Raw genomic sequence first — 20,142 nt, 5'->3', positions numbered from 1 at the left:
ATGATGATTGAAGCTATTTTCTACGGTTTTATTGCGGGTATTCTGCTTTGCCTGACGTTCGGAACCGTATTTTTTTCCCTGATGCAGAATAGTGTCGACAATGGCTACCGCTCGGGCATCAAGATTGCTTTTGGCGTAGTGGTTTGCGACGCCATTTTTGTTGTTTGCGCGTTGTTCGGTACGGCTTTTCTCCCCCAGATCGATGGATTTGAGTTCTATTTAACGCTGTTTGGCGTGATTCTCCTGATGGCGATGGGCGTTGCCAACCTCTTTAAAGGAACGCCCCGGCTGGCGTATCCGAAAACCCGCTTCGGCAATTTTCTCTACTACTTTACGACGGGTTTTGTCCTGAATGCCATCAATCCGATCAACTTCATTACCTGGGTCACACTGGCGGCTTACCTGACCAATTCACTGCACTACAGCCACCAGGAACGCTACGGTTTTATGATCGCCAGTCTGGTCAGTATCTTCCTGACCGAATCGGCCCTGGCGGTTTTTGCCCATAAACTGAAGCGGTTTTTTACGCCCAAAGTCGTCCTGGTCTTTAACCGCGTCACCGGGGTCGTCTTCATTTTCATTTCCCTGCAACTGGCCTGGACCCGGCTTTACGATCCGCTGATTGCGATGTTGAAGCAATAACCGGTTCTGACCCCGTCAGCGCCGGGCCGTCGAAACGGTCGCTGACGGGGTTAGAATCGCTGGAGGGGTTATGTCCGCGCAGAACCCACTTCAATACCCTGCGTTTTCAGAAAACCTTCCCAGTCGGAGATCATATTTTTCTTCAAAACCCGGGGGAATTTGTTTTGACCGCCCATTTTCCCCTTGGCTTCCATCCACTTGTAGAAGGTAGTGGCGGGTAAAACAGTAACAAATACATCCTTGAGGGCGTGTCGGCGTTCCACCGCGTAATCATCGTTCAGTTCTTTCAATTTGGCGTCGATGAGGTTTTTCAGCACCGTTTCATCAACCGGGTCGTTGGTTCCAATGTACCAGTGGTGCGCGAAAAGGGTGTCGTGTGAAATACCGGCGACCGTAAATTCCCGCACATCGATGTTGAGTTCCTGCGACGCCAGTTCGACGGCTTTGTTCATGTTATCCACCGACAGGTGTTCCCCGCAAAGGCTCAGGAAGTGCTTGGTTCGTCCGGTAATGACGATCTCGCTGTGTTTTTTGGAAACGAACTTGATCGTATCACCGATCAGATACCGCCAGGCTCCCGAACAGGTCGAAATTAGCAGGGCGTATTCCTTGCCTTCCTCCACTTCGTCGATCATCAGCGCCTGCGGTTTGTCGATCACCTCGCCGTCGGCATTGAAATTTTCGTCGTTGAAGGGGATGAATTCAAAGAAAATGCCGTTGTCGAGCACCAACTGCATGCCTTCCGCGTTGGGGTGTGTCTGATAGGCAATGAAGCCTTCAGACGCCAGATACGTTTCGATGTAGGTGATCGGTCGGGCCAGCAGGTGCTCAAAACCGTGCCGATACGGCTCGAACGACACCCCGCCGTGGCAGAACACCATCAGATTCGGCCAGATGTCGTGAATGGTTTTGACCTTATAATGGGCAATGATTTTCTCCATCAGCAACTGAATCCAGGCCGGAACGCCCACCACAAAACCGATGTCCCACTGACTCGCCTGTTCCGTAATTTCGTCCAGTTTCAAGGCCCAGTCGCGTTCCTGTGCAATTTCTTTGCCCGGTTTATAAAACTGCTGGAACCAGAACGGTATCTGGCTGGCCGTGATTCCGCTCAAATCGCCTTCAAAATGGTTGTCGCGGTAGTTCAGTGTTGTGCTGCCGCCCAGCATCAGAAAGCCCTTTTCGTAGAGTTGCGAAGGCAGGTGCTGGTAGCGACCCAAGCTCAGAATTTGCCGGATGCTGGTTTTCTGAATCGCCTTCGACATGGTTTTGGTGACGGGAATGTATTTGGAAGCTGCTTCCGATGTGCCGGAACTCAGCGCGAAATACTTCACCCGACCCGGCCAGCAGACGTTTTTTTCGCCGTTGATCGACCGTTGCCACCAGTCCTTGTAAATCTTGTTGTAATCATAAATGGGAACTATCTCCCGAAACTTGTTATAAAACGCTTTTTCGTCTTCGAAAAAGGCGGCATTCTCAATATCTTCAAACTGAAAAGCCTGTCCAAATTGCGTGTAACGGGCTTTCCCGATCAGCTTGACAAAGGTTTTCTTCTGTAATTTGAGGGCATTCAATTTCTTCCGCCGAACCACGTTGGTCAGCGAAATACCCCGTTTCAATAAGCTTCCTAATAAGGCCATAGGGCAAAATCGTTAGGATTGTTGTTTACCGGTTTCGAGCAGTTCATTCGGTTCAGCGGGCGCCGGGATGGCCGAATTCCTTTCGTTGATATTCCAGGATTTCATCGTTTCAATGATCTTGTAATCCGTCAGATCCAGTTGGCAGGGAACCACCGACGTGCAGTTTTGCGACAGCGCGTATTCGTCGGTATCCTCGCCGGTATCGTCATTGACAAATTTTCCGGACATCCAGAAATAGCTCCGGCCGTAGGGATCTTTGCGTTGGTCGAATTCTTCCTGCCAGCGCGCATCCGCCTGCCGACAGATCCGGATTTCCTGCAAGGGCTGTTCAGATTTGGCCGGGAAATTGACGTTCAGCGTAACGCCTTTGGGAATACCGTGCTCAAGGGCGTGTCCGGCAATTTTCAGAATATGGTCGTGCGTATGCGAAAAATCGGGTTCGTGGGCGTAATCACAGAGCGAAAAACCGATCGCGGGAATGCCCTCGATGGCGGCTTCGATGGCCGCCGACATGGTTCCCGAATACAGCACACTGATGGACGTATTGCTGCCGTGGTTGATGCCGCTCACGACCAGGTCCGGGCTGCGGTCTTTCAACACAAAATGTTTCGCCAGCTTGACACAATCGGCGGGCGTTCCGGAGCATTCGTAAGCGGGTGTTCCCGGATAAAGATCGACTTCGTTTAAGCGCAGGGGGGAGGCTATCGTGATCGCGTGACCCATGCCCGATTGTGGGCTGTTGGGCGCAACCACCACAACGTCACCCAGTTGTTTCATCAAACCCACCAGCGTTCGAATGCCGTGGGCGGTAATGCCATCATCGTTTGTGACTAGAATCAGCGGTTTTTGTTCCGACATGGTACTTCGTTTTGCGTGTTTACTGGAAGCCAAAGGTAAGGGTTTCGGCTCTTTTCCCGCTTGTCTATCCTCTTTTCCGTTAATTTTGTGCGGCTAAACCGTAAACTACATGTCACTCGAGTTCAAAACCGCTACGCTTTCCGACATCGAATCCATCATTGCCCTACAGGAACAAATCTGGGAGCCGACCTACCGGGCCATTCTCGATCAGGAACAGATTACCTACATGTTTCAGGCCATTTATTCACAGGAGGCCCTCCGGGAGCAAATGACCATCGAAAAACAGGAGTTTATTCTGGCCTTTTCCAATCAGAAATTGACCGGTTTTGCCGCGTTCTCGCGGAATGAAGCCGACGACGAGCGGTTTAAGTTACACAAAATCTACGTATTACCGACCGAACAGGGCAAGGGAACCGGACGGCTTTTGCTGGAGGAAGTCATCCGCCGGTGCCTGGCGGCTGGCGGAAACCGCCTGTATCTGAACGTAAACCGGTATAACAAAGCCCGGCAGTTCTACGAACGGCTGGGCTTTGAAGTGGTCCGGGAAGAAGATATTCCGATTGGACCGTACTGGATGAATGATTTCGTTCTTGAAAAACCGTTAGTGAATCAGGGTTGATTGCTGACTCCGGTAGCCCAGCAGGGGCGAATAGCCCCGGGTTTCCTTCGCGTAATAGCCGGTGCCGTCGTAGGGGCGCAGGGCCGGATCGGTTTTACAAGCATCCGCGCAGGTTCCCTGGTGCTCGTCTCCACACGCTTCGCAGAGTGTGACGTGGTTGTTGCAGGCCGGGCTGGCGCAGTTGATCATCCGGTCCGTGTGGGTTCCGCAACGGTAGCAGGTTGAAATCACCACCGGATTCACCTGGTTGACATCGACCGCGACGCGGTTATCGAACACGTAACACTTGCCGTCGAAGTCTTCACCGCCTTCTTCAATGCCGTATTTGATAATACCGCCGTGGAGTTGGTAGACGTTCTCGAATCCCTGATCGAGCAGGTAGGCACTGGCTTTTTCGCACTTGATGCCGCCCGTGCAATACGTAATGATTTTTTTGTTTTTCAGGTGTTTGATTTCGTCCATGTGCTGCGGGAGTTCCCGCAGATTCTCCATATCGAACGTAATGGCCCCTTTGAATTTGCCGACGGAATGTTCGTAATTGGAACGCATGTCGATCAACACCACGTCTTCGTCGTCCTTCATCTGCCGGAATTCATCCGGTTCGAGGTGGATGCCGGTTTTGACGCGCGGGTCAACGGGCAGGTCGGAATTGACGATCTCGTCTTTCAATCGCACGTTCAGTTTCTGAAACGCGTGGCTGGCGTAATCATCGACCTTAAATTCCAGGCTTTCAAACCGCGGATCGGACTTCACAATCCGCATGTATTCGTCACAATCGGCGGGCAAACCCGACACCGTGCCGTTCAGTCCTTCGGGTGCAATGATGATGCGGCCCAGCAAATTGAGCCGGATGCACAGCCGGTGGTGTTCATCCCGAAACTGCTCCGGGTTTTCGATGGTTGTATAGCAGTAATATAATAAAACGCGATAGGGCTTCATAACACAAACAATTCCTGTCACTGGTTCACACACAAAGATACAAAAAGTATCCCTGACGTCCACGTTTGGGTAACTGATGACCGCTATGCACATCGCGATAACCGGAAATATCGGGGCCGGAAAAACGACACTGGCCCATCTACTCGGCACTCATTACGGCTGGGAAGTCCTGAAAGAAGCCGTCGAGGATAACCCGTATCTGGTGGATTTCTACGAGGATATGAGTCGCTGGTCGTTCAACCTCCAGATTTATTTTCTGAATAGCCGGTTTGAGCAGATGCTGAAGATCAATACCGGAAACCGGTCGGTGGTGCAGGACCGGACCATCTATGAAGATGCCTCTATTTTTGCCCGCAATCTGCACGAAAGCGGTTTGATGAGTCCCCGCGATTACCAGACGTATCGCCGGGTGTTCGAAAACATGCTGGAACTGGTTCGTCCGCCGGATCTGATGATTTACCTGCGCGCGGGTATTCCCAAGCTCCGGGAGCAGATCCGCAAGCGGGGCCGGGACTATGAGAGATCCATCAGCCCGGACTATCTGGCGAATTTAAACCGGTATTACGAAGCCTTTACGGCCAACTACACCGCCGGAAAGTTGCTGGTAATCGACGTAAATGAGCTGGATTATGTGAACCATCCGGACGATTTACGGGCGGTTATTAAGCGGATTGATCGGGTGTTGGGAGTAAATTGAAGCCATTAGGTCATCACCTTCGCTTTCGTTTGCCCGTCGTCAAACGGCTGCATCAGTGCTTTGATTTCGGCCTTGATCAGCTCCGGGTCAAGCCAGCGCCGTTCTTCTTCGCGGCTCAGACTGAGCGGCATGCGCTTTTTGGTGTTATGGATGTATTCGATTAGCGGGTTGGCATTGGTAGGCACGATCGAAAACGTCGGCCGGTTTTTCCGGACCGAATAAAGGCCGCCCAGCGCAAACGGTTTTTGATCCATCAACGTGATGTAATACGGAACTTTCTGTTTCTCTTCGTGACGCCATGCGTAAAAACCGTCGATCGGCAGCAGGCAGCGTTTCGAGCCGATGCTATCCCGAAAAGACGGTTTTTCGAAGATCTAAGTCTACCCGGGCATTGAGAGTCATGTTGGCCAGTTCGGCTGCTTGGTCTTCTTTGGCCCAGGCAGGTAATAATCCCCATTGAAAAAGCTGGATTTCCTGCGTAATAATGGGCAACTGCGGATGAGTAAAACCGGAAATTTTTCCGTCTTGAACGTACGAATCCGGATAATGAGAGATTTTATTCAATTTTGTCAATTCGACCAGTTCAGCCAGGGCATTGACGGAATAACAAATGGAAAAATCAGATGTCGGGCATTAGTAAGATACAAAATTTCTCGGCTACACGGATGAGAATGCCGGGCCATAGGATGGAATAATGGGTGAAAAAGTTTAAAAACCGTACCGTAAATGTAGCTAGTGGTCAATCCCGAAAATCAGGATCAATTTTTGATGTACATAGCAATTATCAGACAGCTATATAAAGTATCTAAGAATAAACCTATATTGCACTTTTAGAATCTCTGGGCCTTTTCATGAAAATCTTTATTCTCTCGCTGCTGGCCTTTTTCCTGGTTTTTTCCGCTTCCGTAGCCCAGACGGGGCCGGTACGGTTTAAGCACATTACCACCCTTGACGGGCTTTCCCAAAGCAATGTCACCTGTATTATTCAGGATCAGCAGGGGTTTATGTGGTTTGGAACGCAGGATGGACTCAATCTCTACGACGGTTATTCGTTTACGGTTTATCGCAATGATCCACACCGGCACAACAGCCTGAGTGATAATTACGTTCGCTCCCTCTATGAAGACCGGCAGGGCCGCCTGTGGGTCGGTACCGACGCCGGGGGGTTATGCCTGTTTGATAAAAAAACCGGGGGCTTTACATCGTACAAACGCATTGAGCGAGATTCTAAGAGTCTGAATAACAACCGGGTAACTGCTATTGCCGAAGACCGGAACGGTCATCTCTGGATCGGAACCGATCGCGGGCTTTCCCGGTTTAATCCCGCCGAAAAGACCTTTACATCCTACAGCCATCAGCCCGGTGTTCCCACCAGTTTGAGCAATGATTTGGTTCAGGATGTGGTGATCGACCGCGCGGGCCGGATCTGGGTATCGACTTTTGGCGGAGGGCTGAACCGGCTGGATACCACGACGCACAGGTTTCAGCATTATGAAAACCGCCCCGCCGATCCGTCGTCGCTGAGCCACAACAAACTTCGGCAACTGTTTGAGGATTCGAAGGGGCAACTCTGGATTGCAACGGAAGGGGGCGGGCTCAACCGGCTCAATCCCGATCAGGAAACTTTCACGCGGTATCTGCACAACCCGGCCGATCCGGGCACCATTAGTCACAATGACTTGAATTCGCTCGGAGAAGATCGCCACGGGAATTTGTGGATTGGAACCGAAAACGGCGGAATCAGTGTGCTCAATCAAAACCGCACCAGGTTTACCCGGTATCTGTACGACGAAAACCAGGAAGACGGCATCAATGATGCGTCGGTGTATGCCATTTGCCAGGATCGCAGCGGCAACATGTGGATTGGTACGTATAACCAGGGAATCAATTTTCTGGATCACCAACCGGCCAAATTTGTGCTCTACAGGCGGGATAAAAATAATCCGAATACGCTGAACAACACCAACATCATGTCGATGTTGGTGGATCCGCAGGGCAACTTGTGGATGGGAACGGATGGGGGAGGCTTGAATGTCCTGATGAAATCCACGCAGAAATACCAGTACTACAAACACCGTCCAACCGATCCGGGCAGTGTAGGCAGTAATTTTATCATGAGTGTCTATCAGGATTCCGACAGCGATATTTGGGTGGGAAATTACAAGGGGGGGCTCAGTTTGTTTAATCAGTCGACCGGCACGTTCACCAACTTCCGGCAAACCAACAATGCCAAAGGACTCAGCCACGAAACGGTTTGCACCCTCGTTGAGGGCAAAAAAGGAGAAATCTGGCTGGGAACGCTGGGTGCCGGTATCAGCCGGTATGACAAAAAAACCGGGCAGTTCACGCACTTCCGGCCTGATCCTTCCCGTCCCGGCAGCATCAGCGAGGGCTACATCAGTTCACTCTGCTACGACCACTCCGGCACCTTGTGGGTAGGGACGGAAGGCGGTGGTTTAAACCGGCTCAATCCCGAAACCGGCACCTTTACAGTGTACCGGCACAACCGGCAGGTGGCCGGCACGATCAGCCATAATTTGATCAACAGCCTATATGAAGACCCCACCGGCAAACTCTGGGTGGGCACCAACGGTGGTCTGAACCGTTTCGACCGGCGAAAACAGACTTTTGTGGCTTTCCGAAAAAAAAACGGGCTGACCAACGAAGTGATTCGGGCTATTACCAGCGACCGGCGTGGCAACATCTGGATCAGCACCAACAAAGGACTCGCCCGCTTCGATCAGAACAACCAGACGTTTCGCAATTATGACGCTGGCGATGGCCTGCAAAGGGGGTTTTTCAACCGCATGTCGGTTTTCAAGACCAAGCAGGGTGAACTGTATTTCGGGGGTATCGGGGGTATGAACGTGTTTTCACCCGATAGTTTGCGGGATAATCCCGACGTTCCGCCGGTTTACATCACGAGCCTGCACGTTTTCGACCAGCCCGTCTGGCTCCGGTCGAACAAAATCAGCCTGTCTGCCGAACAATCGACGCTTACCTTCGAATTTGCCGCTCTAAATTATTCCCTGCCCGAAAAAAACCAGTATGCCTACAAACTGGAAGGATTTGATCAGAACTGGAACTATAAAAATCACAAACGGGTGGTTACCTACACCAACCTCGACCCCGGTTTTTACACCTTTCGGGTCAAGGCTTCTAACAACGACGGCGTCTGGAATGAACGGGGCACCGCCTTCCGGGTCATCATCAAACCGCCGTTCTGGCAAACCTGGTGGTTCGGATCATTGATGGCCCTGGCATTTCTGGCCAGTCCCAACCTGATTATCCGCTGGCGAACCCGGGCGCTTAAAGCCCAAAAAGAGAAACTGGAAGAAATCGTGACCGAGCGGACGGCCCAGGTGCTTTACCAAAAAGAAGAACTCCAATCCCAGTCGGAACATTTGCAAGCCCTGGTTGAAGAAATTCACGAGCAGCAGATTCAGGAAAAAAAGGCCAGGGAAGAAGCGGAGCAAGCCAACCAGGCCAAGAGCGTTTTTCTGGCCACGATGAGCCACGAAATCCGGACGCCGATGAACGGCGTGCTGGGCATGACCTATTTGTTGCAGGAAACGGAACTGTCGGAAGAACAGCACGAATACGTTGACACCATTCACCAGTGCGGAACGAACCTGTTGGGCGTAATCAACGACATTCTTGACTTTTCCAAGATTGAATCCGGAAGTCTGGAACTGGAAGAGGGCGACATCGACCTGCTGCATTGTGTGGAGGACGTGCTGGATCTGTTTGCCGGAAAAGCCGCCGAAAACGGGCTGGATCTGGTCTATCAGTTTGAACACACGGTACCGCTCCATGTGATTGGAGACGGGTTGCGGTTGCGTCAGATTCTGATCAATCTGGTCGGGAATGCGGTCAAATTCACCCACAAAGGCGAGGTGTTTGTGCGGGCCGACGTTCGTCAGCGCATCAACGACAATGAGCTGGAACTGGCCTTTCAGGTGCGGGATACGGGCATCGGCATTCCTGAAGACAAACGCCAGCGGCTTTTCAAGGCGTTCTCCCAGGTCGATTCGTCCATGACCCGGCGCTATGGCGGAACGGGTCTGGGGCTGGCCATCAGCGAGCGGCTGGTCAAACTGATGGGTGGTGCAATCGACGTCGAAAGCGAGGAAGGCCGGGGCACTACCTTCACATTTACCGTTCGTTGCCGGGTCAGTCAACAGGCCAAGCGGCATTATATTTTGTTCAATACCACCGAAAACGAGGGCAAACGGGTGTTGGTGGTCGATGATAACCAGACTAACCTGACCATTCTGAAATCGCAGCTTGAGCAGTGGAAGCTGGTACCGGTTACGGCCTTGTCGGGCGTCCAGGCGCTGGCACTTCTGTCGGCCAATCCGTTGTTTCAACTGGTTGTTACCGACATGCAGATGCCGGGAATGAACGGGGTGGAACTGGCCCGGAATATCCGGATGCAGCATCCCCGGCTCCCGATCATTCTGCTGAGTTCGGTGGGTGAAGAAACCCGGAAATCATACCCGGATCTTTTTTCGGCGATTCTGACCAAACCCATCCGTCAGCAGCAGCTCTTCGATCTGGTTCAACGGCAACTGAAACAGCCCGACGAAAACCAGTCGACGGTTTTCCGCCCCGTGCAGCACAGTTTGTCTGAGGAGTTTGCCCGGCAAAACCCCCTCGATATTCTGGTTGCGGAGGATTATCTGGCCAATCAGAAACTCATTCTGAACATTCTGGCCAAGTTGGGATATCAACCTGACCTGGCTCAAAACGGGAGCGAAGTGCTGGCCATGTTGCAGGAAAAACCGTATGATGCCATTTTGATGGATGTTCAGATGCCGGAAATGAACGGTCTGGAAGCGACCCGGCGCATTCGCCGTCAGGCTGGCCCGCAGCCCATCATCATTGCGATGACGGCCAATGCCATGAAAGAAGATGAGCAGGAGTGTCTGGTAGCCGGCATGGACGATTACATTTCCAAACCACTCTTACTCGACGTGCTGAAAACCGCCCTGGAAAAAGCGTCGGTTCGGCGGCAGCAGCGGGTATAGGAGAGAAACCGGTTTTAAGTGAGCAGAAAAAATCCCCATTGCCTGTCCTTTAGGGGATTGAGGGGCAAAAAGCGAAAGTCCTAAATAGGTTTTAGTAAACTTTTTAAACTGTAAATTTTAAAAGATGAGAATAGTCATTAACCCTTTCAATGTGCCAGTCAGAATGAGTATATCTCAAAATTGTCAATGAGGTGTTGTTTAGCTGAATTTTATGAGTCATCGCAGGAGAAGAGTCCAGTATCTTACGCAGCAAGCACTTTATGGCCATACCATGCGTAACAATGCCAACTGTTACTTCAGAAGGTAACGTCAAAAGTGGACTTATAAAATCATACATTCTATTTTCCACCTCGAACTGGGATTCCCCGTTGTGGTCCTTAAAATGCCAATTGTCAGCACTCATGATCCGTACGGTTTCCTCCGTGTATATCTGAGCTCGTAGCTGACCTTCCCAATCTCCCATCCATTGCTCCTGTAGTTGGTCAGACAGCAGGGCTTGAGGTAGATTAGCAATACGTCCAATAATAGATGCAGTTTGCACGGTTCGTTCGGCAGGACTGGAAAACCAATGCTTAAACTGAATACATTCTTCTTTTAATCGTCGGCCAAGCTTTTCTGATTGCGCAATTCCCTCGTTGGATAACAGGTAGTGGTTAGAACGGCCACATATCAAATGCGGTCTTTGGTTTCCTTCACTCTCTGCATGACGAATGAGGTAGAATGTAGGCATAAGTTTAACGTTTATCCTGAATTAGTTTAGGCATTAAAGACACCAGTTTGAAATAGAAAAACCGCCAAATCAGCTTGATTTGGCGGTTTTATTTCCTTTCTGTGTCCACGGAGGGATTCGAACCCTCACACCATGACGGCACCACCCCCTCAAGATGGCGTGTCTACCAATTCCACCACATGGACAGAAAACCGTATTTTTTGTGGATGCAAAAGTAGGCACTTGCGCTCAAAAAACCAAGGCATCCTTACTTATTACTAAAAAATGATGCGACCATCAGTATGTGAAGCGATCTCCGTGCCTTTATGACCCAGAACGTATAGTGGGTCGTAGCCGGCGTGTAAAAACAAAGGCTGGTATCCCTGTTCAGGTCGGTGGTTCTACTACCGGGCTGGTTCGTTCATCATAGGTTAGCACTGAACCTGGCTCTTCTCCCGATAGAAGAGCCAGTGTTTTTTTAGAGAGGTGAGAGGATAGATAAGAGAGGATAGACAAAAAGAGTACGTTTGAAAACTCTATTCTCTCTTGTCTATTCTCTCACCTCTCTGTGATCTATTCTTCCCGCAACAGTACCACCAGTTCATCGATGGCGGCCCGGATGTTATCGCGGACGTCCAGGATGGACGCTTCCATCATGTAACAGGGTGCGGTAATGATCTTGTTTTCCCGATCGACTGAAATTTCCCGTACGGTTTTCATCTCGGCATGGTGTCCCAGCGAAGTGATTCCGGCGGCAATTCCGCTGATTTCATACGGGCTTTCTTCCCGATCCGACCCCACCGTGAGCGTGGCCGAAATTCCGCTGCCCTCCAGGGCTTTGGCCAGCGTGGTGGGACTCATGCACAGGGCGACAATCGGTTTCTTGAGCGAAATCAGGTCAAGGATGAATTGCTTCACCGGTTCCAGAATCGCTCCCTGCGGGCCTTCAAACGCCCATTTTGTAATATTTTTGGCCGTACCAAAACCGCCCGGCATCACCAGCCCATCCAGTTCGTCGGCGGTCAGTGTGGCCAGATTCCGGATGTTGCCCCGTGCAATCCGGGCCGATTCGACCAGCACGTTGCGGGTTTCCGGCATTTCTTCGCCCGTCAGGTGGTTAATCGCGTGGTATTGGTCAACATCCGGGGCGATGCAAACCGTCTCGGCGCCCACTTCCGCCAGGGCCAGCAAGGTCAGGACGGCTTCGTGAATTTCGGTGCCGTCGTAGACGCCGTTTCCGTGTAACAAGACTCCGATTTTCATAATTCAGGGGATCAAGGAGGTGGTTTTTTGGGGAAAATTAAGCCAAAAAGTTGTAACTTCAACGATTCATTTCAACCTTCGCCGGACGAAAAGAAATTCGGCTAGTAGTAAACAAAAAGAAATTAACAGAGAGCATATGGCAATGGAATTAGTAGGTAAACTGGTTAAAGTTTTACCTGAACAATCGGGTCAGGGGAAAAATGGAACCTGGACGAAGCAACAATTTGTACTCGAAACCATCGACCAGTTTCCCAAACAAGTCTGCCTGATGGCCTGGGGCGAAAAAGCCGCCGAACTGGCGCAGTATGCGCCGGGCGACACGATGAAATGTGCCATCAGCATCGAATCCCGCGAATACAACGACCGGTGGTATACCGACGTGCGGGCCTGGCGGATCGAGGCAGCAGAAGGCGGTGGAGGAGGATACGAACCGCAACCGGCACCAGCCGCGGCTCCCCGTCGCTCGGAACCCCGCTCGGCAGACCGCCCACTGACGACGTTTGAAGAAGAAGACAACGGACTCCCGTTCTAAAGTTAAACTGACCACCCGGGTGATTTTTGGTTCTTCCGAAAATCACCCGAATCAGAGTTTGGAAAACAACTTTTCCATCCCTTCATCGATTTGTTTCTGAAGCTTCTCCGGCTTCTTCGGGATAACCCCTTCCACAATTCCCTGCCAAACCAGCTCATTCCGCTTCGAATCGATCAGGTGTACGTCGATCGTTCCCTGCCGGTATTTTCCCACGGGGACTTCCTGACTCCGCCAACTGTAGCGACGTTGCCCGATGTAATAGGGCGGATCGGTGCGAAAATTCGTTTCCCGGGTCTGGGTCTTCTCGTCGACGGCAATCCCAATGTTCATCATCAGATCCGGCTTCGTGTCCACCCGACGGAGTCCCTTGTTCACCAACTGGTTTTCAATGGCGGTTTTCAACGCATCGACCTGTGACCGGTAAAAACCGCTCTGGGGAATATCGCCCGTCGATTCGATGTCTGAAAAGGCAAACGTACGGTAATTGGATAATGCAAAGTTGGGAGCCGGTTCGGTTTTAACGACGCGAATCGAGCTGCAGGCAGCGCCTGCCATCAAAAGAAAGAAAAGGCAGGCCGGTGTGAGGGCTTTCATGGATTGGATGGTTCATTCATTTGCTTTTAAAACGAATGACCGGTGAAAAAGTTGGCAGGAGCGTGAATTGCCGTGGAATGCAATAAAAATCCCGCCCCTGAAAAGGATGCAGGTTCGTGAAGAAAGCGTGTCTTCGCTGTATTTTTGGTGATCCGGCTGGGATTCGAACCCAGGACCCATACATTAAAAGTGTATTGCTCTACCAGCTGAGCTACCAGATCGTTAGCAATTGTCAGTGATCAGACATGAGGAACTCGATGCGACTGAAGAATTAACACTGAAAACTGTAGACTTCTTATTTTTTGGTGATCCGGCTGGGATTCGAACCCAGGACCCATACATTAAAAGTGTATTGCTCTACCAGCTGAGCTACCAGATCGTAAAAAGGAGCAGATGAAAAGAAATGATATAAACCGTAACCTTTCTACTTTTACCTTTTGTAATTTTGGGTCGCTTCCCAAAATTGCGATGCAAAAGTACCTTTTCTGACGTGAAAATGCAAGGTCACACTTTAAAATTGCTCTATTTTTTTTCATTTGTGCTGTTCCTCAGGGTCGGAAATGCGGTCGCAGCATCGACGTCCGTGACCCTCTATCAGGCTGATTCTCTGTTTGCTGCGGGGCTCTACCCGGCTGCCGTAGAGGCCTATGAATCCCACTTACGAAAAGGCTATAAACCGACCGATCCGATGCTGTTGAAGCTGGCCTACGTGTGGGAAAAGCAGGGCGATGTGGCCAAAATGCTCTATTACCTGCAAATTTATTTTGACCGCCGACCCGACGAAGCCATCCTGAAAAAAATGCACGATGTGGCGATTCAGAATAATCTTCGAGGCTATGAAACCGACGACCTGAACTATTTTTACCTGTTCTATAAACAGTACGGACTCTACATCACGCTGGGACTGGTGCTGCTGGGAACCTATGCTTTTGGTATTTTCTGGCTGAAATTCCGTAACCACGAACCGGCCCGTCGGCGGCATAAACTCATCGTCCTGACTTACCTCACGGGCTTGCTGCTGCTGGTCAACCTGCCCGAACGGTACCAGTCCGGGATCATCAATCGCGACCGCGTTCTGCTCCGGCGCGACCCCTCTTCGGCGGCTCCGGTTGCCGATGTCATCAACCGGGGCCACAAAGTCAACATCCTCGGCAGCCAGGACGTCTGGCTCCACGTCTTCTGGAACGATGGCCTGTACTACGTCCGAAAGGACAATGTGTGGTTAATTTGAAATTAGTTAAGAGTTAAGAGTTAAGAGTTAAAAATTAAAAGTTGACGCATTCTTATTGTTCTTGCGTCAGCCTACTTTTAATTTTTAACTCTTAACTCTTCACTAATTCGCTTTCCTCAACGGCGAGTCTTTCTCTTTCGCCAGGGTGTTGTAGACCATCCGATCCATGAGTCCGGGTATCCATTTGTTGAGGAAAACCGTCAGCTTGCCCTGGAAGGTCAGGATCAGGTCGCGTTTCCGGCGCTTGACGGCCTTTAGGATGTGATCGGCACATTCTTCCGCACTCATCATTTTACTCTCGTCACGCATCGTTTCTCCCGCCACCCGGCCTTCGTTGTTTAGGGAGGAAACGCGGATGTTGGAAGCCGTAAAACCCGGACAGGCTACCAGCACGTGAACGCCGGTGTCGAGCAGTTCGGTGCGGAGGGCTTCCAGAAAACCGTTCATGGCAAATTTGGAGGCCGAATAACCGCTGCGCACCGGCAGCCCCCGGTAGCCGGCAATCGACGAAATGCCGACGATGGAGCCTTGGGTTTTCAGAATGTGGGGGAGCGCGTAGCGGGTGGCATACACCGTTCCCATGAAATTGATGTCCATCACTTTCCGAATCACGTCCGGGTCCACGTCCTGCAACATCGAGCGCATGCTGATGCCGGCATTGTTGATCAGAATATCGAGTCGGCCATAGGTTTGGATGGTCGCATCGATCAACTTCCGGACGTCGGCTTCCTTGCTTACGTCGGCCTGAATCGCCAGCGTTTCGATGCCGCTCCGGCGCAATTCATCACGGACGGTTTCGAGCGATTCGGGCGAACGGGCGCAAATGACGATGGAAGCCTGCTCGCGGCCAAACGCAAAAGCGAGTGCTTTGCCAATTCCCGACGAAGCACCCGTTATCAAAACAACTTTATCTTTCATGAAACGGGGGAAATTCCGGATGAGAACCGAAAGGAGGGCGGATAAATAATTATCAGTTTTTGGTAGAAACTTCTCATTTTAATAAGTTATCTAGGTATTGCCCGCCTGAGGTTGCAGAGAATTAGTGCAAAGTTAGTATTATTGCGGAGCAATCTGGACCATTTACTATTTACGATTTATGAAAAGAACATTTGCGTATCTGATGACCGCCTTTGTGGCAGCAGCCCTGACGGTGACATCCTGCTCACCCATTAAAGACGCTCCCGACAAGAATGATACGGTCGAATTTGTAGCCACCCTGAACGGTGCGCAGGAGGTGCCCGGCAACGCTTCGGCAGCAACCGGCACAATGACAGGTACTTATAACAAAGCCGCCAAGGAACTGAGCTACACCATCAATTACACCGGCATAACACCGACGGCAGGCCACATCCACCTGGCACCCGGTGGCCCGGGAACGAATGGTGGCGTCATCATTCCATTTGCCTCCCTGACGAGTCCGATTAGCGGAAAAAGCACGCTGAACCAAGTGCAGGAAAACGCCTTGATGGAAGGTCGGCTGTATGCCAACTTACATACTGCTTTGTTTCCCGCTGGAGAAATTCGAGGAAACATCATGCGGAAAGAATTCTAAAACTGACGTGGTCAACACACAAAAAAAGCGATCCCGGAAAGGATCGCTTTTTTTGTGTGTTTTAACGGAGGAGCGTCACCGTACCTTTGTACGACCGGTTGGTGTACTGAATCAGATAAAAATACTGCCCCGGTGGATAGTCCTCCCCATCCCAGCGGAAGAGTCGGTTGGTGGATGAAAAAACCGCTTTCCCCCACCGATTCACGATGTCGACCCGGCGAAACTGATCGGAGCAATTGTCCAGCGGTAAGTTGGGAACGCTGAACACATCATTTTTGCCATCCTCATTGGGCGTAATGACGTTCGTAATGGTGATGTTGTAATCGACCGGGACGTCCTTCACCACAAAGGTGACGCGGGTCGTATCGTAGCGGTTCGGGCAACTGCTGTCCTGCGAAATAAAATCGAGTTCAAACGTGGCCTGTTCTTTTCCCTGTAGCACCGAGCAGTCAGGTTGCCAGACAAAGGGCGAGGTCAGTGGCCCCGGCCCGGTTTTGTTTTCAAACTGCATGCCCAGGCTTTTCCAGTCGAAATTTCGCCCCACCGCCGTCAGTTTCAGCACGTCGGGATCGGGGTCTTCGGCAATGGCATCGAAGCGTACCGCAGCCGGAACCGAGTCGCCGTGCGTAATGGTCAGCTCAACGACCGAATCGGTCAGCGTGGTTCGGACCGTGGGCGGTCGGCCGGTTGCGGGTGTGGCTTTCAGCCGGACGGTCACCGTGTCACGCAGATTTCGGTTGCAGCGGGTGTCGGTCACGATGAAATCAACGACATATTCCGTGTTTTTGACCTGATCACACTGCGGATTCCAGTTAAATTGCGAACTCACCGAGCCTTGCCCCGAAACCGCCGAGAAGCTCATGCCAACCTGAGCGAGCGTAAAACCCCGTCCGACGGCCGTCAACGTGATCATATCTTTATCGGCATCGGTTCCCAACACGTTGAACTGGAGATTTTTTCCCGCCTGTACGGTCGTCTGGTTGCCGGGCAGGGTCGTTTCCGCATCTGGTCGGCGGTTGAGTTCCGGTTCCAGCAGCAGGGTGACGAAAAGGGTGTCTTTCAACCCCTGAGGACAACCTTCGTCGGTCGCCAGCAGGGCCAGTTGCAGCGGTTTTCCATCTGCCAGGCATTTGTCGAAACAAATTCGGGTCCGAACCGAATCGCCGGAAGTGCGAATGGTCACTTCATCCGGTGAAAAGGTGATGCCCTGCGCCGGGCCGTTCAACACCGACAGCTTTACCTTCTGGTTGGCATCCAGGTCGGTGACGTAGACATCCACGCAATTGGCATCCTGGGTGCTTAATTTCAATACCGTGCCTTCTTTGTAAAAAGCCGACTGCCCGGTTTGCCGCATCGCCACGGCGGGTGGGTTATTCTTCTGGCAGTCGATGACTTTCAACTGGAAATCCCGCCGGACGAGGCCGATGCGCTGATAAACGCCCGACGCATTTTTCCGGTACTCTTCCACCTGAACGCAAAAAACAAACAGACCCACCTGCCCGGCAGTCACGGTGAGTTGTCCGGTTCGGGTATTGACCCGCAACGGCAGCGGCCCCGGAATGGCCCGGTCCTGGTTGAGTCCGCTGCTCCACCGGACTTCGGGATAAGACGAACTGGGCAATGCCACCTGCGGGCGTGGGTTTTGCGACGTGCTGAAACCGTTGTAGGGTGTCACGAGCCGGTAGGCCAGGCTGTCGCCGTCCGCGTCGGTAGCACCAAAATCGAACGCAAACGGCTGATTGATGCAGATGTAATCGCCCTGAACGGGGCGGAAGGTTGGGGATGAGTTGAAGACGTCCGTGCTGCCGGTACGCTGTGCCGGAAACTCCAGGTAAAACGTGGAACCGGCCTGAGCGGGATTCTGGATGTTGCTGATGGAATTGTTGCGGCAACAGCGTTCCCAGACCATGTAATAGCCGCGTGGATCGTTGAACGCATTCAGATTGAACACCACGTTTCCGCCATATTTCAGCAACCGTGTACGAAGCGAGGGCAACGCACACTCCGGTTTGGTGTAGTCGACGGGCTGCGAGCCGATTTGTGGCAGTTCGACCGAACCAATGAAGGCATTGTCGCCTTTGCGGTAAATAAAAATGACAACGGTGGGATCTTCGGCCTGCGGATTGCCGTTCAGATCGTCAAAATACAGGTTGAGGTTGATTTGGTGGGTAAACGGGTTTTGATTGGTCAGTCTTTTCAACTCCAGTTCACCCCCCACAATGTGTGTAGCCAAAGCCGGAAAAATCAGGCCGATCCAGCCCATCACAAACCAACACCACCAGGCTGTAATCCGATAAAACTGTTTCATTCAAATACGGATAGGGTTGTCGAAACCAAAATACGGTGCTTAATTTACAGAATTTATTACAGTTTATTATGTCAGGAAAGACCCAAAAGATGTCGCAACGGTTGCAAGCGATTCGGATTGATGATGTTGCGGCTGAAGGAAAATGTTTGATTCGGACGGATGAGGGAGTCATCTTTGTGGAAGGCCGTTCGGGCGGACCGGTGGCGGCACCGGGCGACGTGGTCGATATTCGGATTGTCAACCGGAAAAAACAATACCGGGAAGCGGTGGTTGAAAAAATCCATTCCTTTGGGCCGAGCCGGGCCGAACCGTTTTGTCCGCATTTTGGTACCTGTGGCGGGTGTAAATGGCAGCACATCCGGTACGACGAACAACTCCGTTTCAAAGGCCAGCAGGTGTTCGATCACCTGACCCGGATCGGGAAGGTGCAACTGCCGCCGGTTCGACCAACCCTGCCCTCCGTGCAGACCACCTATTACCGCAACAAACTGGAATTTACCTGCGCCGACGGCCGCTGGATCACCGAGGAGGAGATTCGCTCCGGGATGTCGGTGGACAAACGGGCGGTCGGTTTTCACATTCCGAAGCGGTTCGATAAAATTCTGCCCATTCAGCACTGTTACCTGCAACCCGATCCGTCGAATGCCATCCGGCTGGCGGTGGGTGCCTATGCGTTCGAGCACGGTTTTACGATGTATAACCTGAACACGCACGTCGGTTTTCTGCGAACGGTCATTATTCGGACCGCTTCTACGGGGCAGGTGATGGTGGTGGTGCAGGTCGCCGAAGACCGGCCGGAGGAGTTGGCCGGACTGATGGACATGCTGAAAACGACGTTTCCGCAGATTGCGTCGCTGAATTATATTCTGAATACCAAACTGAATGATTCATACCAGGATCAGACCGTGGTTCCGTATTGGGGAAAACCGTACATCGAGGAGCAGATGGAGGATGGCAGTGGCCAACCGTTAACCTTCCGGGTTGGCCCCAAATCCTTCTACCAGACCAATGCGGCTCAGGCCTTCGAACTCTACAAAATCACGCGTGACTGGGCGGGGCTGACGGGGTCGGAGCGGGTGTATGATCTCTATACCGGAACCGGAACCATCGGCCTTTTTGTGGCTCGAAAAGCGAAGCAAGTAATTGGTATTGAGTATATTGAAGCGGCTGTTCAGGATGCGCGGGTGAATGCCTCCATCAATGGAATTCACAACGCCGAGTTTCTGGCGGGCGACATGGGGACCTTGTTGACACCGTCTCTTTTCAATAAATATGGCAAACCGGATGTGGTCATCACCGACCCACCCCGGGCGGGAATGGACGAAGCCGTGACGCGAAATCTGTTGCTGGCTGCTCCCCAACGCATTGTCTACGTGAGTTGTAACACCGCCACCCAGGCCCGCGATCTGGCCATTCTGGACGAACTATACGAAGTGAAAGACGTTCAGCCCGTCGATATGTTCCCGCATACCCACCACGTCGAGAATGTCGTGAAGCTGGAGAAGAGGAGTTAAGAGTTAAAAGTTAA

Annotated in this window: 18 protein-coding genes and 3 tRNA genes; 8 read left to right on the top strand and 13 right to left on the bottom strand. The window is 51.8% G+C overall.

From position 1 onward, the window contains the following. A complete protein-coding gene (locus ACS5NO_RS26635; protein ID WP_439417947.1) occupies window positions 1–642 on the top strand; it encodes a LysE family translocator in 642 nt (213 codons plus the stop codon). A gap of 68 nt (window positions 643–710) precedes the next feature. On the opposite strand, the gene ACS5NO_RS26630 is transcribed toward ACS5NO_RS26635, so the two are convergent. Beyond that, complete coding sequence (locus tag ACS5NO_RS26630; protein ID WP_439417946.1) at window positions 711–2,282, bottom strand: GH3 auxin-responsive promoter family protein; 1,572 nt, start codon at window positions 2,280–2,282, stop codon at window positions 711–713. 12 nt (window positions 2,283–2,294) lie between these two features. Continuing rightward, window positions 2,295–3,140, bottom strand: coding sequence for a 5'/3'-nucleotidase SurE (gene surE / locus ACS5NO_RS26625; RefSeq protein WP_439417945.1), 846 nt, complete (start codon window positions 3,138–3,140; stop codon window positions 2,295–2,297). A 109-nt stretch (window positions 3,141–3,249) separates the two neighbouring features. On the opposite strand from surE, the gene ACS5NO_RS26620 reads away from it, so the two are divergent. Continuing rightward, a complete protein-coding gene (locus tag ACS5NO_RS26620; protein WP_439417944.1) occupies window positions 3,250–3,759 on the top strand; it encodes a GNAT family N-acetyltransferase in 510 nt (169 codons plus the stop codon). Here ACS5NO_RS26620 and trhO read toward each other — a convergent pair. Then, window positions 3,742–4,698: an oxygen-dependent tRNA uridine(34) hydroxylase TrhO gene (gene trhO / locus ACS5NO_RS26615; protein WP_439417943.1), complete on the bottom strand. Its 957-nt coding sequence runs from the start codon at window positions 4,696–4,698 to the stop codon at window positions 3,742–3,744. The genes ACS5NO_RS26620 and trhO overlap by 18 nt on opposite strands. A gap of 85 nt (window positions 4,699–4,783) precedes the next feature. Here trhO and ACS5NO_RS26610 point away from each other — a divergent pair, with 85 nt between their 5' ends. Continuing rightward, window positions 4,784–5,395: a deoxynucleoside kinase gene (locus ACS5NO_RS26610; protein ID WP_439417942.1), complete on the top strand. Its 612-nt coding sequence runs from the start codon at window positions 4,784–4,786 to the stop codon at window positions 5,393–5,395. 5 nt (window positions 5,396–5,400) lie between these two features. Here ACS5NO_RS26610 and ACS5NO_RS26605 read toward each other — a convergent pair whose 3' ends face one another. Together ACS5NO_RS26605 and ACS5NO_RS26600 are read right to left on the bottom strand one after the other, a co-directional pair. Next, entirely contained in the window at window positions 5,401–5,712 is a 312-nt protein-coding gene (locus ACS5NO_RS26605; RefSeq protein ID WP_439417997.1) for an SOS response-associated peptidase, read from the bottom strand. 28 nt (window positions 5,713–5,740) lie between these two features. Next, window positions 5,741–5,959, bottom strand: coding sequence for a hypothetical protein (locus tag ACS5NO_RS26600; protein ID WP_439417941.1), 219 nt, complete (start codon window positions 5,957–5,959; stop codon window positions 5,741–5,743). A 287-nt stretch (window positions 5,960–6,246) separates the two neighbouring features. Between ACS5NO_RS26600 and ACS5NO_RS26595 the strand changes: the two genes are divergently transcribed. After that, window positions 6,247–10,425 carry a hybrid sensor histidine kinase/response regulator gene (locus ACS5NO_RS26595; protein WP_439417940.1) on the top strand — a complete coding sequence of 1,393 codons (4,179 nt, stop codon included), beginning with the start codon at window positions 6,247–6,249 and terminating at the stop codon, window positions 10,423–10,425. A 103-nt stretch (window positions 10,426–10,528) separates the two neighbouring features. Here ACS5NO_RS26595 and ACS5NO_RS26590 read toward each other — a convergent pair whose 3' ends face one another. The 3 genes from ACS5NO_RS26590 to elbB all read right to left on the bottom strand — a co-directional run bounded on the left by ACS5NO_RS26590 (window position 10,529) and on the right by elbB (window position 12,397). Next, window positions 10,529–11,155 (bottom strand): histidine phosphatase family protein, encoded by a 627-nt coding sequence (locus ACS5NO_RS26590; RefSeq protein ID WP_439417939.1) that lies wholly within the window; start codon window positions 11,153–11,155, stop codon window positions 10,529–10,531. A 102-nt stretch (window positions 11,156–11,257) separates the two neighbouring features. Continuing rightward, window positions 11,258–11,340 (bottom strand) — tRNA-Leu (locus ACS5NO_RS26585). 367 nt (window positions 11,341–11,707) lie between these two features. Next, window positions 11,708–12,397: an isoprenoid biosynthesis glyoxalase ElbB gene (elbB, locus tag ACS5NO_RS26580; RefSeq protein WP_439417938.1), complete on the bottom strand. Its 690-nt coding sequence runs from the start codon at window positions 12,395–12,397 to the stop codon at window positions 11,708–11,710. 136 nt (window positions 12,398–12,533) lie between these two features. Between elbB and ACS5NO_RS26575 the strand changes: the two genes are divergently transcribed. Continuing rightward, complete coding sequence (locus tag ACS5NO_RS26575) at window positions 12,534–12,929, top strand: DUF3127 domain-containing protein (protein ID WP_439417937.1); 396 nt, start codon at window positions 12,534–12,536, stop codon at window positions 12,927–12,929. A gap of 51 nt (window positions 12,930–12,980) precedes the next feature. On the opposite strand, the gene ACS5NO_RS26570 is transcribed toward ACS5NO_RS26575, so the two are convergent. The 3 genes from ACS5NO_RS26570 to ACS5NO_RS26560 form a co-directional block, all read right to left on the bottom strand. After that, window positions 12,981–13,523: a DUF4136 domain-containing protein gene (locus ACS5NO_RS26570; protein WP_439417936.1), complete on the bottom strand. Its 543-nt coding sequence runs from the start codon at window positions 13,521–13,523 to the stop codon at window positions 12,981–12,983. A 145-nt stretch (window positions 13,524–13,668) separates the two neighbouring features. Beyond that, window positions 13,669–13,744 (bottom strand) — tRNA-Lys (locus tag ACS5NO_RS26565). A gap of 82 nt (window positions 13,745–13,826) precedes the next feature. Beyond that, a tRNA-Lys gene (locus tag ACS5NO_RS26560) sits at window positions 13,827–13,902 on the bottom strand. A 159-nt stretch (window positions 13,903–14,061) separates the two neighbouring features. Between ACS5NO_RS26560 and ACS5NO_RS26555 the strand changes: the two genes are divergently transcribed. Beyond that, window positions 14,062–14,754, top strand: a complete 693-nt coding sequence (locus ACS5NO_RS26555) for an SH3 domain-containing protein (RefSeq protein ID WP_439417935.1) — start codon at window positions 14,062–14,064, stop codon at window positions 14,752–14,754. Window positions 14,755–14,856: 102 nt separating this feature from the next. Here the strand turns inward: ACS5NO_RS26555 and ACS5NO_RS26550 are convergent, their stop codons facing one another. Beyond that, the gene (locus ACS5NO_RS26550) at window positions 14,857–15,672 is read right to left on the bottom strand and encodes an SDR family oxidoreductase (RefSeq protein ID WP_439417934.1); all 816 of its coding nucleotides are present in this window, start codon (window positions 15,670–15,672) and stop codon (window positions 14,857–14,859) included. A 178-nt stretch (window positions 15,673–15,850) separates the two neighbouring features. On the opposite strand from ACS5NO_RS26550, the gene ACS5NO_RS26545 reads away from it, so the two are divergent. Next, window positions 15,851–16,306, top strand: a complete 456-nt coding sequence (locus tag ACS5NO_RS26545; RefSeq protein WP_114406586.1) for a CHRD domain-containing protein — start codon at window positions 15,851–15,853, stop codon at window positions 16,304–16,306. A gap of 61 nt (window positions 16,307–16,367) precedes the next feature. Here ACS5NO_RS26545 and ACS5NO_RS26540 read toward each other — a convergent pair whose 3' ends face one another. Next, a complete protein-coding gene (locus ACS5NO_RS26540; RefSeq protein ID WP_439417933.1) occupies window positions 16,368–18,614 on the bottom strand; it encodes a T9SS type B sorting domain-containing protein in 2,247 nt (748 codons plus the stop codon). Between the two features lie 68 nt (window positions 18,615–18,682). On the opposite strand from ACS5NO_RS26540, the gene rlmD reads away from it, so the two are divergent. Beyond that, the gene (rlmD, locus tag ACS5NO_RS26535) at window positions 18,683–20,128 is read left to right on the top strand and encodes a 23S rRNA (uracil(1939)-C(5))-methyltransferase RlmD (RefSeq protein WP_439417932.1); all 1,446 of its coding nucleotides are present in this window, start codon (window positions 18,683–18,685) and stop codon (window positions 20,126–20,128) included. Window positions 20,129–20,142: the final 14 nt, after the last annotated feature.

This window comes from Larkinella fluvii (genome assembly GCF_051857545.1).
Classification (GTDB): domain Bacteria; phylum Bacteroidota; class Bacteroidia; order Cytophagales; family Spirosomataceae; genus Larkinella.
This window is presented reverse-complemented; position numbering and strand designations above follow the sequence as displayed.

Bases quoted from the DNA above. Each gene is read 5' to 3' on its own strand.
- ACS5NO_RS26540 (WP_439417933.1), bottom strand. From the start codon at position 18,614: ATGAAACAGTTTTATCGGATTACAGCCTGGTGGTGTTGGTTTGTGATG.
- ACS5NO_RS26620 (WP_439417944.1), top strand. From the start codon at position 3,250: ATGTCACTCGAGTTCAAAACCGCTACGCTTTCCGACATCGAATCCATC.
- ACS5NO_RS26630 (WP_439417946.1), bottom strand. From the start codon at position 2,282: ATGGCCTTATTAGGAAGCTTATTGAAACGGGGTATTTCGCTGACCAAC.
- trhO (WP_439417943.1), bottom strand. From the start codon at position 4,698: ATGAAGCCCTATCGCGTTTTATTATATTACTGCTATACAACCATCGAA.
- ACS5NO_RS26575 (WP_439417937.1), top strand. From the start codon at position 12,534: ATGGCAATGGAATTAGTAGGTAAACTGGTTAAAGTTTTACCTGAACAA.
- surE (WP_439417945.1), bottom strand. From the start codon at position 3,140: ATGTCGGAACAAAAACCGCTGATTCTAGTCACAAACGATGATGGCATT.
- ACS5NO_RS26550 (WP_439417934.1), bottom strand. From the start codon at position 15,672: ATGAAAGATAAAGTTGTTTTGATAACGGGTGCTTCGTCGGGAATTGGC.
- ACS5NO_RS26610 (WP_439417942.1), top strand. From the start codon at position 4,784: ATGCACATCGCGATAACCGGAAATATCGGGGCCGGAAAAACGACACTG.
- rlmD (WP_439417932.1), top strand. From the start codon at position 18,683: ATGTCAGGAAAGACCCAAAAGATGTCGCAACGGTTGCAAGCGATTCGG.
- elbB (WP_439417938.1), bottom strand. From the start codon at position 12,397: ATGAAAATCGGAGTCTTGTTACACGGAAACGGCGTCTACGACGGCACC.
- ACS5NO_RS26635 (WP_439417947.1), top strand. From the start codon at position 1: ATGATGATTGAAGCTATTTTCTACGGTTTTATTGCGGGTATTCTGCTT.
- ACS5NO_RS26590 (WP_439417939.1), bottom strand. From the start codon at position 11,155: ATGCCTACATTCTACCTCATTCGTCATGCAGAGAGTGAAGGAAACCAA.
- ACS5NO_RS26545 (WP_114406586.1), top strand. From the start codon at position 15,851: ATGAAAAGAACATTTGCGTATCTGATGACCGCCTTTGTGGCAGCAGCC.
- ACS5NO_RS26570 (WP_439417936.1), bottom strand. From the start codon at position 13,523: ATGAAAGCCCTCACACCGGCCTGCCTTTTCTTTCTTTTGATGGCAGGC.
- ACS5NO_RS26595 (WP_439417940.1), top strand. From the start codon at position 6,247: ATGAAAATCTTTATTCTCTCGCTGCTGGCCTTTTTCCTGGTTTTTTCC.